Raw genomic sequence first — 12,573 nt, 5'->3', positions numbered from 1 at the left:
ATACTAACCAAGAACTCGACAGACTTACCGTCCGCTGCTCCTCCGAAACCGATAGGCAGAAACCAACCCACCGCAGGGAACGGTTCTTCCGCCCGGCTTTGCGGCCTCGGGCGGGACAGACGTGCATCTACTATGGAAACCATTCAATTGTGCTTTTAGTTGCTGCGTATTGTATTTAATTCTTACTGACACTATGCTATCCTAATATTCTGGATATGCGTATTACAATATCGCGGCATAAGCTTTGCTCTTTGCCAGAGTGATGCAGCGTGTAGGGCAGAGACTTCCCTATATTATATGCCTTGCCAAGGGCCAATTAGAACACGATAAATATTACCCACTTATGCATATTCCTCTCGAGTTTTCGAGGGATATGGCAGGCCAGAAAAAATGATAAGGAATTCAATCCTTTATAAGAAGACCATGAACTCCAGTAAGCGGGAGTTCGTGAAATAGTTCTTGAAAACATGTGAAGATTTTCTTAACTTGACTACCGTATCCAGAACGCTGAAAGCTTGTTTTTTCCAGATATATTTCCAACGGTTCTCGAGAGTGAGCCAAAGAGGTACCCATGAAACAATCAAAAATCATGCTGCAGATCCTGCTCGCAGCGATCCTGTTGACTGCGGCGATCTTCGCCGGCTGTAAAGGCGACCAGGGCCCGGCGGGTCCGGCTGGCGCGAATGCTTCCATGGCCCCGCGGATTACGGCGGTGGTTGCCATGCCTGACTCTGTGGGTCCTGGCGTGACGAGCCAGGTACTGGTCTCGGCGTATGACCCGAACGGCGACAGCCTCGCCTATGAGTGGACGGCCACGGCTGGAACCTTCAGCAACCCGAATGCGGCGGCCACGATGTGGACGGCTCCGGCGGACCGCGGCGTTGTTCTGCTGCGCGTGGCGGTGACGGCGGGCGGCCAGACGGTGCGCGACAGCACGGCGGTGGGTGTGAGCACCTCGCGCCCGACCGTGTTCCCCAACTATCTGGGCAGCAATGCCACCTCCTGCGGCCATTGCCACTCGGCAACGGCAGCGCAGTGGGCAGCGACTCCCCATGCCGGCGCGTATGACTCGCTGGGCACGTCGAACACCAATCCTTACTGTCTGCAGTGCCACACGACGGGTTTCGACGACAAGTATGACCACAACGGCAACCTGACCACGCATGGCCAGAACAGCGGTGGTTATGACGACAATCCGCGCGCCGAACTTCAGGGCGTGCAGTGCGAGTCCTGCCACGGTGCGATGGGTCCGGATCCGGCCGGCCATTCTCCGCAGCTCACGAACGTGATCAGCGGTGAGAAGTGCAGCCAGTGCCATACTCAGCAGACCGAAATTGACTCTTCAGGTCACGGCACAGTGATCGCCCGCTCAGGCGGCGTCGGTCCCTTCCTGACCGAATGGGGTGGCGCTTCCTGCAATCCCTGCCACGTGTCGGAAGGCTTTATCAAGAGCAAGGACGCGGACTGGACGACGGCGAATCTGGCGATGGCGAATCAGATCAACTGCACCACCTGCCACGATCCGCACAATAAGACCAACGACGCGCAGCTTCGCAGCGTGGCGGACGTGACGCAGGCGTACGGCGGCGAAGACAATCCCGCCGGCCGCACCATCACCGGTATGGGCAAGGGCCAGCTTTGCGCACAGTGCCACCATGCCCGCCGTAATCAGGCGAACATTCAGGGACAGATTGCCTCCGGCAGCGCCCACCCAGGCCCGCACGAGAGCCCGCAAGGCGACATGATCAATGGCTATGGCGACTGGGAACTAACGGGCACCGTGGAGCGCACCAACCAGCACACTACCTCGATGCTGCCGGACATGTGCGTTGATTGCCACATGTACACCATCGCGCGTGGCCAGCCGGGCGGACCGAACTTCGGTCACCGCTTCGCGCCGGATATCCGCAAGTGCCAGACGTGCCATCCGGGAGCCACCGACTTTGACATCGGCGGCACGCAGACGGAAGTCACGGTGCTGATGGATTCGCTGAAGGCGTTGCTGCCGCATGACGGCAGTGGCAACGTGATGGCGGCGATGGATACGGTCAACTGGAGCGCCCCGCAGCGTGCCGCAGGCTACACGTACTTCTTCGTGAACGCCGACGGCAGCAAGGGTGTCCACAATCGCAGCTACGCGCTTTCGATTCTGCGCAATGCGGTTGCCTCGCTGCAGAGCAATCCCAACTAAGGATGACGGATGTGGGATGGCGGATGAGAGATCATTCCCAATTCCCCGATGTGAAGACCTGAACCGAGCGCAAGAAAGAGCGAGACTGAAATTTCAGTCCCGCTCTTTTTTTGCGTGTGGATAACTCGAGGCTTCCGCGAGGAGTCCTCTTGCCCTAATGTATAGCGGAGTTCTGAGATGCATATGGATAAACAAGGGCGGGGTCACTTATGTCCATGATTTTTTGATGACTTACTTGCGACTCGCGTGCGCGTTCGTATATTAGTGGTGTGCAAAAAAGTCTGCGGGCGGTCCATAATTGTTAAAGGAGCCGGCCTATGCGGAAGCTTCTGGTTTGTGTATCAGTGTTGGCCGTCAGCCTGCTGGCGGTGGGGCGGACGTATGTCGGCTCCCAGACCTGCAATACATGCCATTCCACGGTTCATGCGGATTGGGTGAATCACGGACATGCGCATATGGTAAATCCGGTGACGGGCGGCGCACCGCCGACCTACCCGTTTCCCGAGGTGATGCACTTGCCGGCCAATCCGCCGGACGCCATCCCATGGAATCAGTTGTCCTTTGTGCTCGGCGGCTTTTGGAACAAGGCCCTGTTCTTCGATTCGGCGGGCTACGAAATCTCCTCCGGCTCCATCGGCAATCAGCCGGCGCAGTGGAATATCCGCACGATGCAGATGGTGTATGTCGATTCCTTGACGACGACCCGCCGTCCCTATCAGTTCTTCTGCATGAACTGTCATACCACGGGCGCGGTGGCGGCGGATTCGGCCGACGTGGCGCATCACTGGCAGAACCGGCCCGGAGTGTGGGGCAACTGGGCGGAGCCGGGAATCGGCTGTGAAGCCTGTCATGGTCCCGGCAGCGCGCACGTGGCCACGCAGAATCCCGATTCCCTGGACCGCGCGCCGTTGACGGCCTGTCAAAGATGCCACACGCGCGGCGATTCCTTGCACCGTCCGCGGCAGGACGGCGCGGGATGGCTGGCGAACAATCAGCAGTATGACGAGTTGTCGCACTCGCCGATGTCCTTTTTGGACTGTACGCAGTGCCACAACCCGCACAAGAGTGTAGTGTATGACCAGGGCGGTGTGACGCCGGGGGCAACCTGCAGCAACTGCCACACCTCCAACTATCAGGTGCAGTTTCACGATACCTTCGAATGCCAGGACTGCCACATGGCGGAGTGGGACCGTTCGGGGCAGACGTTCAATCCGTATCAGGCGGACGTGCGCGATCACTTCTTCTCGATTAATGTGACAGCGCAGCCGCGGGAATCCAGCTTTGTGAACATCGGCGGGACCATGTTTGTGCGGCTGGACGATGAAGGGCACGGCGCGATTCCCCTCGACGTGGCCTGCTTGAAGTGCCACGTGGATTCTTCGTTGCAGTGGGCGTCGGCCTTTGCCACGAATATTCATGTTGCCCATCCGGCCTCGATTTCAGCGCGGTTGATCAGCACCGTGCCCGGGGTCTTTGCGCTTGGCCCGTGTTATCCGAATCCTTTCAACCCGACGACGACGGTTCCCTTTGTGCTGTCAACAGCCGGCCACGCACGGCTTGCCGTGTACAATGTACTGGGGCAGGAAGTGGCGGTGCTGGTCAATGAGCATCTCGTACGCGGCAGCTACGCGGTGGCTTTCGATGCGAGGGGTCTTGCCGGCGGGATCTACCTTGCACGCTTGACTGCGGGCGAGCGCGTGCAGACAGGAAAGCTCCTGTTGCTGAAGTAACCGTCTCCTTCAGTACCGGGATGCCTCACGGAAAAGGCGCGGGAACTTCAGCACCCGCGCCTTCTCTTTTGTGGAAAATGCAAAGCAGAAAGCCCCGGTAATGATCCGGGGCTTTCTGCGCATGGTCCGTAAACAGTGGGGGCGCAAGTGCTGCTATGCCACTTCCTTTTGCATGGTGGCGGTGTCTAAGGCGGGGACGTAGTCTTCGAGACGGGGGAAGTCTTTGATGGTGCGGGCAATGGCGGCACGGAGGAAGTTGTCGACCCAATGGAAGATATTGCTGCGCTGAATGCCGCGACGCAGGCGGCGCATGTGCACCTTGCGCTCGGCGGCGTCCATGTGAAACGCGCGGTGAATGGCCGCGGCCACGCCCTGAATATCGAACGGGTTCACCAGCAGCGCATCCTGCCTCATCTGCGCCGCGGCCCCGGCAAACTCACTTAGAATCAGCACGCCGTTGTCATCCAGACTGCACGCGCAGTACTCCTTGGAGACGAGGTTCATGCCGTCCTTCAGCGGAGTAATCAGGGCAATATCACTGCGGCGATAGAGCGCCAGCAGTTCGCGGTCGGTCAGCGAACGGAACAGGTAATGCACGGGAGTCCAGCCCGCTTCGGAGTATTTGCCGTTGATTTCACCGATCAGGCGGTCAATCTCTTTTTTGAGCTGCTGATAGCGTTCGCCGTCGAGCCGCGAGGGCACCACCACCTGAAACAGCGCCACGTTGCCGCGCAGTTCGGGATAGGTGGCCAGAGCTTCACCGAAGGCGCGAATCCGCAGCGGAATGCCCTTGGAATAGTCGAGGCGGTCAAGGCCAAGAATGACCTTGGTCTGCGGCATCAGGCCTTCGATACGCTCGACTTCGCGCTGGGTTTCCGGCTGTCCGGCGCGGCGCACAAAGTCGTTGAAGTCGATGCTGATGGGAAACGCGCCCACGCGCAACTCGCGTTCGGGAGTGTGCAGCGTGATCACCGCGCCGCTGCCCCTGGTGCGGGACTTGGGCATCAGCAGCCGCACACACTCGAGAAAATTACGCAGGTCGCGCATGGTCTGAAAGCCCAGCAGATCATACTCCAGCATGGCGTGCAGCACATCGCCGCGCCACGGCAGCTTGATGAAACCGTCGAGCGGCGGAAAGGGAATGTGCAGAAAGAAACCCGTGCGGCGGTTGACGTTCATCTGCTTGAGGGTGGAGGCGATGAGCAGCAGATGGTAGTCGTGCACCCAGATGTAATCCTCGGGATTGGTGTACGCGGCAATGGCATCGGCGAATTTGCGGTTGACGTCTTTGTAGACCGGCCAATACTCGGGTTCAAAGCGGCAGAGCGATACCATGTCATGGAACAGCGGCCAGAGCACTTCATTGGAGAAGCCGTTGTAATACTTTTCGATCTCCGTGGGATTCAAATCCACCGGCAGCAATCGATAACCGGAGCGGCGGTCATTCTCCAGCATTACGGCCGCGATTTCAGCCGAGCCGTCCGTGTCCACACCGGGCCAGCCGATCCACAGGCCGCCGCGATTGCGCAGCACGGGACTGAGCGCGGTGACAAGGCCGCCCGAGCCGGGAATCACCTGCCAGTTGTCCTGCTCATCTTTCTGGAGGACTACCGGCAGGCGGTTCGAGACGACGACCAGCCGCTTGATCTCACGGGGCATAAGAATATCCTTAGGTTGATGTATCGGACGGTGCCAGCGCGCGCCGCCAGTTCTTCAGAAGATCCAGCACGGCGGGAGGACCGGACAGCCGCCCGGCCGCAGCGGTGGGCGATATTCCATCACCGACCTTGATGCCGATGCCCCGCAAGCGGATCGTCTGAAAGACATCTTCATCGGTGGCATCATCGCCCAGATAGACGGGCAGTGTGCCGGATGGCATGGCGGCAAAGTGCGCAGCAAAGGCAATGCCCTTGTTGCGGCCACGGGCCCGCAGTTCAATGCCGCCGTTGAAGCGCAGAATTTCCAGATTATGATCGAAGGTCAGCGGCCACCAGCGCTCCTCCACCGTGGTCTCGATCTCTGCCGCATCGGGAGCCTCGCGCGTGTGCAAGGCAATGCTGGCGAGTTTTTTTTCGAGACGGCTACCGTAGCCTGCTTCCACGGCGGATTTCCACGCGCGCCGGAGGCCGTCCTGCTGGCGCATTTCCGGCGGCAGCAGGCGCACCGAACCGTCGGCATTCAAAACTTCCGAGCCGTGGGAGCCGATGATCGGAATCTTCACCTCCGCGCCCAGCAGAGCCTGCACCTGCTTGGCGGGCCGGCCCGTGAGCAGGATTACCGTGGTGTCGGTTTCATCGCGGATGGCAAGCAATGTCTCCTTGACTCCCGGCACAGGCACGGCGGCCTCACGGATCACGTGAAACGGCGCCAGTGTGCCGTCATAGTCGAGACCCAGCAGGCGATGCGGCGCGGCGCGTACCTGTGTCCAGAAATCCGGAACACCATCGACCACAGTCCACGGACCGTCAGCAGCGGAGGAATTCCGAAGCATCATCCGAGTTCGATCCGCTCTTCGAAATTGTGAATCACCGCCACCATCATGGTCAGATATTCACTGAGCTGGCGGGTGAGCAGGAAGTTCTCCTGCACGAAGCGGCGGCCCTTTTCTCCCATGGCGCGCAGCCGGTCGCGATTGTCCAGCAGATAGCGCAGCCGCAATGCCGCGCCCTGCGGGGTGCGCACCAGAAAGCCGGTGTGATGGTCGATCACCTGCAGGCGGATGCCGCCCGTGTTGCCGCCGATCACCGGCTTGCCTTTCCACAAGGCCTCGGTGACGGTGAGACCGAAGCCTTCGCGCACGGATTTCTGCATCACCACATCCGCCGCGCGCTGCAAGGCGTTGATGGTACGGTGAGTGTCGGGCGGCAGCAGCAACACGTGGATATCCTCATCGCCCTTGGCCGCGTCCAGCACGTCCTTCAAGACTACCTCCCCTTCCGGATCATCCGACGCGCCGCTTCCGGCCAGCACCAATTGCAACCCGGGTACGGAGAGCTTTGCCAGCTTGTAGGCGTCAATCACACCCAAGGGATCCTTGAAGACATCGAACCGCGAAACCTGCACCACCATCGGCCGCGAGCAGTCTATGCCGAACCGGGTGCAGATGGAGGAGACCTCCTCCTGATCGAGCGGCATGTTCTTTTCGGCGAGGGGATCGATACTGGGCGCAATCAGATATTGCACATGCGGCAGCGGCTGGGCAAAGGTGGCCAGCGACCAGACGCTGGCATCGAAGGGCGCCACGAACTGCCGTAGATAGTTCCACACCGGGCGGTAGGGACGGCTGACGTCGATGTGGCAGCGCCAGATCCATTTGCCTTTGCGATTGGCGCAGTATTTCAAGAGCGGCGCCGGCTGCGGGTCATGAATGAAGACGATGTCCGCCGCTTCGAGCTTGGCGCGCAGCAGCTCCGCGTTTTGCCGGTTTACCTCTTCATAGGCGCGCAGCAAATGATCGGGCACCTTGATGCTCTTGCCTTGCAGCGCGTTGTGAAAGGACTTGGTGCACTGGTAGAATTCCGGCGTGCCGTTGATCACTTCCCAACTGGCATCCATCTCCAGATTCTGCATCAGCGGCACAAGGCGGTAGAGAATCTCGGCGACGCCACCGCCATAGCGCGTGGAGTTGACATGGATCACAGTCTTACCGGCCAGCGGCGTGGCGAGCTGGCGCAGATGGTCAATCACATCCGAGCCCACAATGTCGCGGTATTGTTCGAGCAACGTAAACATGGCTATCCGCCAAAGTAAGTTTGGAAGACGGTGCTCAGGCGATCTTTGAGTTCGGCCAGCGAGCGGAAGTAGGGATCAATCGCTGCCAGTTGATCAATCAGCGATTTGTACTCCTCGCCGAAGTCCAGCAGCCAGCCGCGAAAATCATCGATGCCTTCCGGCCTGCGGCGGCGCGCGTCGATAAAGTGATAGAAGATCGTCCCCACGGTAAAGCCCGGCGCGATGTCTTTGAGGCCTGCGGGCTCGGCGATGCGGTGCTGGGTATCGAAGATTACAAGCTGGGAACGCACAAAGGAAAAGGGTTGATCGGCCTGAGCCCACGGCGGATTCTCCAGAGAATTCAAACTCTCATCGAGAATATCCAGCAGCTCTACGCGCAGCGCTTCAAGATCGGAAACGCGCGTCGGATCGAGCATGCCTAACCGTTCGGAGAGCGCTTCATCATGCAGCGCATGCCGCACCCATCCGGCAAAATCGTTCTGGAATTCGGGCTCATCGAACTGTGTATGCAGCCGTCCGCCCCAGAAGTGATGATAGATGCTGCCTAAAGGAACTTCGGAAAGATACCCGGCAAGTTCGCGCAGATTTCGCGCGTGCCTCCCGGTGGCAATGGCAATCAGAGCACAGTCCTTGACAGCGAATGGTTCAGGCATAGTCCATCCTGACTTAAATTCGGCTAAGAGCACATAAGCTTAACATATGCAGCCAGTTATTATATTCGTGGGCAGCACCTTTTGATCCCTGTGTGGAGAGGGATGCGGGATGAAGGCTCCACAATGCGGGCAAACCATTGTAGAAGCGGCTCCTTGTGTCGGCACGTGTTCTCCCGCACAAAAAAAGGCGAACCGCAAAGCTCGCCGATTCACCTGTCAGCAATGCCGTCTACCAGTTACTTGAGCCACTCCCTTGCTTCAACAAACCCCTTTTCGCAAATTTTCTCAACAAGGAACTCGCTCCTGTTAGAGAGCCCCGATTTCAACGCGCGCTGTACAACGATTTTCCCGGTGGTGAGAATTTCATAGCCATACCGCCCACATTTGTCATATTTCAGAATGGCCGTCAAAGCTTTAAGCCCCAAGTCAGGCTCTTTCTCGCTGACTGTTCTGATCCGTTCAAAAATATCAAATTCATTCTCAAGGAAACCCGCCAGTTCAACGGCTGCTTCCAATTGTTGGGTGGCCCACCTCGTATCAAGCTGCTCTGAACTGTACCACCAACCAAAGGCTGCCATCTCTTCAGCAGTGCGTTTGGGGTTATGAGTCTGTTTCTTGGCTTCAGTCAGTCTGTACGTCCACAGCCGCTTCGCGCGGCCAAGAGGATCCGGCCTCCACGTAGACTTAGCGTTATTCAGACTCCGGCCAATGAATGACATGACATGTCCGTTGATGTCCGGCCTATCCTTACGGTACAATCGTTGAAGACAATCATCCGGCGACTTGAGATCTATCAACCCCCGCAAGTAAAATATCATGACATGGTCCACAAGATGCGTGACGTAGTCCTCACGCTTCTTCGATTGCTCAACCCTTCGAGGCATTGCCTCAATAGCGGCAACATATTCTCCCCGAAGGAGCTCAAACACGTCATCATAAGCCGAGTTGTATCGTATATACGCGTCCCATGCAGCTTTCCTGTAAAGGCGTCCATCATCGGTAGCTGGCAGTATCCCTTGCAAATTCTTTTGTGTCCACTTGCAGTCCATAAGCTGAAGCCAGGGGAGCCATTGGCCAAGCACAGCGTGTGTAATGGGATGTGCACGAGCATTTTGGAAGAGATGCTCTTCCAAGATCGGTTGCACCTCAATGAGTGATCCAGAAAATGCCTCCTTAACCCCTTCCCCGAAACTGTTGAAAATCCAAAGAGCGTACTGCACAACAGCATGAAGTGCTTTCCCGGGTGTGCAGTTCAATGACTGGGCAAACACATCATTCCAATCCTCACCCATAAGGACTTTGCTTCCGGATTCAAAACCATCTCTGCTTAGAAGTTCTAACATTGGCCAAATCTGTTCGCGAAATCTTATGGGAATGGAATGATGTTGGAGACCCTTTGAGATAAGGTCTGCCACTTCGCCACGTGCGTCACGCCTCAGACATCTGGGATCCTCCTTTGGCTCACCTTCAAACTCTCTCTCTCCAAGCGTGACGATCCAGTTAGCGAAATCGAGAAGCGGCTCCCAATCTACGGTCATGCCGTCCCGAATGGACCCAGTGAAGCCCCCGAGGACGAAGTAAAAATACACCTTGGGAATCGAGCGGAATTCACTCAGAAGCGGCACAAAATGCTCTGGGTGTGCCCCAATGGAGGTGCGAAGAGCCATCGCTAAGTCACGCTGCCGCTCGAATGGATCTTGACGGTTTCCGCTGTACTCCCTCAGCGCCTGTAGCAGATCTTTGTCGTTCATCGCGAACAGTTCGTCGGCGGAGTAGGGACTTGATGGGCTGTAAGGTCCAGACATGCTGAGATAATACGGGAAATCGGGATGGTCTGGTTGTTTGTACTTTTCGACGAGATGAACGTATTTTTGGCGCGCTTCACCTTCGAGGTGATGGGAAACAATCGCAAGGCGATCCAACTTCCATTGCTCCACATAGTTAAGCACTTGCTCCGGGGTAAATGGCTCACCAGAGAAAAACGACTGCCCCTGTGTCAAGTGTCCGGTTTCGGGTCCAGCGTCAATCCATCCCAAAATCTTTGCCTGCTGGTCGGGTGACAGTTGGCCGAAAACATCATGCAATAAGGCCGAATACTCGTGCCGAATATCCTCTTCCTCAAAGTTTGCTTTGTCACATGCGTGCTCCGCGGTTAGGGCAGAATTTGCCACCCAATGCAGTCGAAGCAAATGAAGCGCTATCCGTCGCAACACCATCCATTGTTCACCTTCTAATCGCTTGATCATCGGGCAAATCTGCTCCGGATTCTTGGCACAAATTTCGACCACCATATCACGTACAGCGTCTACCAGGGCGTTTCGGATGCCGCGCTCGCGGTTCTGTGAGTGGTCCTCAATGGCTGGCCGCCACAAATAAGAATTATCATGCGGAAACCGCTTGTCTTCAGCCCAAAATGAGCAGTTGATTGCGCTGTTCAAGAGTCCGATAATAAGTTCTATGACACCGTTCTCATCGATGCCTCGCAAGGCTGGCACGATGCGGTCCAACCACTTGTCGTACACGGAGTCGTCAACCAAACCTTTGGCTTCTGGATCCATATGATAGGGCTGGCTAAGCTGATCGACGGCGCCGAAGGGATCTTCCCGATGTATTTCGAGCAGAGTGTTTGACAGACTGAATGCAGCCTTCTTTTCGCCACTCGTTGCCAAGTACTCAATCAAGTCCACGGCCTTTTCGCGGTGCCAGAACCACGATGTCTGGCCTTGGACCAACCAAGACTTGATCTTGCTCTCTGCCAGTTGTGCAGAGTACTCAGCGGGCAATTTGAGTGCAGCGTCTATCACCGCCGACCGTATGGAGAGATTGTCCGTCTCCGGCAATCCCCGCAGGATATTAAAGACATCTTCCGGGGTTTTCTCGGCCATTCGCACAAGATACTGGAGCACAGGCCACGTTGGATAGCGCACTCCCTTGGTTTCAGGATCGCGCTCAGCTTGTGGCGGGATGTCAAACCACCCGAGTCGTCGCAACTCAGGAATCCAAAGAGGATTCTGTAGGCCGTCAAGGAAGACCTTCAGTGCAGAGGAATCCTCTGGCAACGTTGCGACGAATTCAATCTGTTGTTTCGTTAGTGTCTTGTAAGATGGCATATATGGTATCCAACTGGGAGATTACAGAAGGGGATTCGAGCAATTCGATAAGGACATTCTCAACGCCTCGGAGCACATCTTCGACATTCTTGAGGTCGGAGGCAAAGCAGCCGTCTCGACTGGTATGGAGCCCTTTGTTGCAATCTTTGTCGAACTTCATCCAATCGCATTTCAGCTCTTCACGCCGTTTAGCAGGCATTTGAGGAGCGAGTATTTCAAACGCCATGCTGATACTGCGAGATTTCGACTCGCCATTCTCATTGTGCGCACTTACAAGTTTGTCTACCGCTCTACATGCGCTCAGATCAACCTGTAATTTTGCTGGCCCATCACTTCCAGGCTTATAGTCAGCAAGAATATCTTCCGGCCATGCTGCATAGATTTCGTTTGTCCGCTCTTTATACTTCACTTGCCTAAAATCCTCCTCGCAAACGAAAGACGCGAGATGACTCGTGATTTCTCGGCAACAGTAGCAAACAACCTTCAGACGGGCCGGATACGTCGGACATAGAAGATTATAGAGTGCAGCAATGTATAGCTGCCCAAGGGGCTCCCACTTCTTGAGACAGCCCATGATTTTGCGCTGCCGTGGATCTAAGATGATATGATCCGCCATTGAAGGATTTGCAGGTGGTTCTGGAGGGGTAATACTCATCTATCTTTGATCTTGCAGATTGCGAGCACGCTCTTTACGCTTATTCGTCATTTGGCATAAATTAATAAGTCACAAGCAGAAAATCAAGCCATGATGGTGGAAAACAGAAATGCTGACGTTGTGTATGTGGAATTCTACCCGTTCACTTCAAACGGCAACCCCCATAATGGTGCAAGAAAAATGTAACCGCTGCTGCGCTTCCGTCCACAATTTCCATTCCGCCCCCAAAACCGCACCCGCAGCTAACAGTTGTCAGCTCTGTGCTTTGCATGAACTTGCAACCTACGCGTAGAATCCTTCCCTATGAATAATTATTGATACCGTGTCAATAACTCTCTCAATCATAACCACAGTCTTCTCAAGCTGCTACGCAACCCGATAACCATGTCCCACAATTCCGCATCGCCGCTACGCACCATATTTCACAGCATAAGTGAGCCTTTGGGATTCGGGATTTTCAGCTTCGGCGTTCAAAAACAAGCGCCCCGCAGAAAAACTCTGC

Annotated in this window: 8 protein-coding genes; 2 read left to right on the top strand and 6 right to left on the bottom strand. The window is 56.3% G+C overall.

Annotated features, from left to right (window positions below; all coding sequences use genetic code 11):
- Positions 1-571: 571 nt before the first annotated feature.
- A complete protein-coding gene (locus tag VGL38_01455) occupies positions 572-2,191 on the top strand; it encodes a multiheme c-type cytochrome (GenBank protein HEY3294083.1) in 1,620 nt (539 codons plus the stop codon).
- Positions 2,192-2,508: 317 nt separating this feature from the next.
- Positions 2,509-3,921 carry a cytochrome c3 family protein gene (locus VGL38_01450; protein ID HEY3294082.1) on the top strand — a complete coding sequence of 471 codons (1,413 nt, stop codon included), beginning with the start codon at positions 2,509-2,511 and terminating at the stop codon, positions 3,919-3,921.
- A 153-nt stretch (positions 3,922-4,074) separates the two neighbouring features.
- Here the strand turns inward: VGL38_01450 and VGL38_01445 are convergent, their stop codons facing one another.
- The 6 genes from VGL38_01445 to VGL38_01420 all read right to left on the bottom strand — a co-directional run bounded on the left by VGL38_01445 (position 4,075) and on the right by VGL38_01420 (position 11,825).
- Positions 4,075-5,580 (bottom strand): trehalose-6-phosphate synthase, encoded by a 1,506-nt coding sequence (locus tag VGL38_01445; GenBank protein ID HEY3294081.1) that lies wholly within the window; start codon positions 5,578-5,580, stop codon positions 4,075-4,077.
- A gap of 10 nt (positions 5,581-5,590) precedes the next feature.
- Positions 5,591-6,415: a trehalose-phosphatase gene (otsB, locus tag VGL38_01440; GenBank protein ID HEY3294080.1), complete on the bottom strand. Its 825-nt coding sequence runs from the start codon at positions 6,413-6,415 to the stop codon at positions 5,591-5,593.
- Positions 6,412-7,653, bottom strand: coding sequence for a glycosyltransferase (locus VGL38_01435; protein ID HEY3294079.1), 1,242 nt, complete (start codon positions 7,651-7,653; stop codon positions 6,412-6,414). Before VGL38_01435 ends, otsB begins: the two co-directional genes overlap by 4 nt.
- A gap of 2 nt (positions 7,654-7,655) precedes the next feature.
- Positions 7,656-8,306, bottom strand: coding sequence for a DUF5752 family protein (locus VGL38_01430; GenBank protein ID HEY3294078.1), 651 nt, complete (start codon positions 8,304-8,306; stop codon positions 7,656-7,658).
- 236 nt (positions 8,307-8,542) lie between these two features.
- Complete coding sequence (locus VGL38_01425; GenBank protein HEY3294077.1) at positions 8,543-11,416, bottom strand: hypothetical protein; 2,874 nt, start codon at positions 11,414-11,416, stop codon at positions 8,543-8,545.
- Positions 11,379-11,825 (bottom strand): hypothetical protein, encoded by a 447-nt coding sequence (locus tag VGL38_01420; protein HEY3294076.1) that lies wholly within the window; start codon positions 11,823-11,825, stop codon positions 11,379-11,381. Before VGL38_01420 ends, VGL38_01425 begins: the two co-directional genes overlap by 38 nt.
- Between the last annotated feature and the right edge of the window lie 748 nt (positions 11,826-12,573).

The organism is bacterium, assembly GCA_036504735.1.
Classification (GTDB): Bacteria; Electryoneota; RPQS01; order RPQS01; family RPQS01; genus DASXUQ01.
Note: the sequence above shows the minus strand (reverse complement) of the source record. Positions and strands in the feature narration are given on the sequence as shown.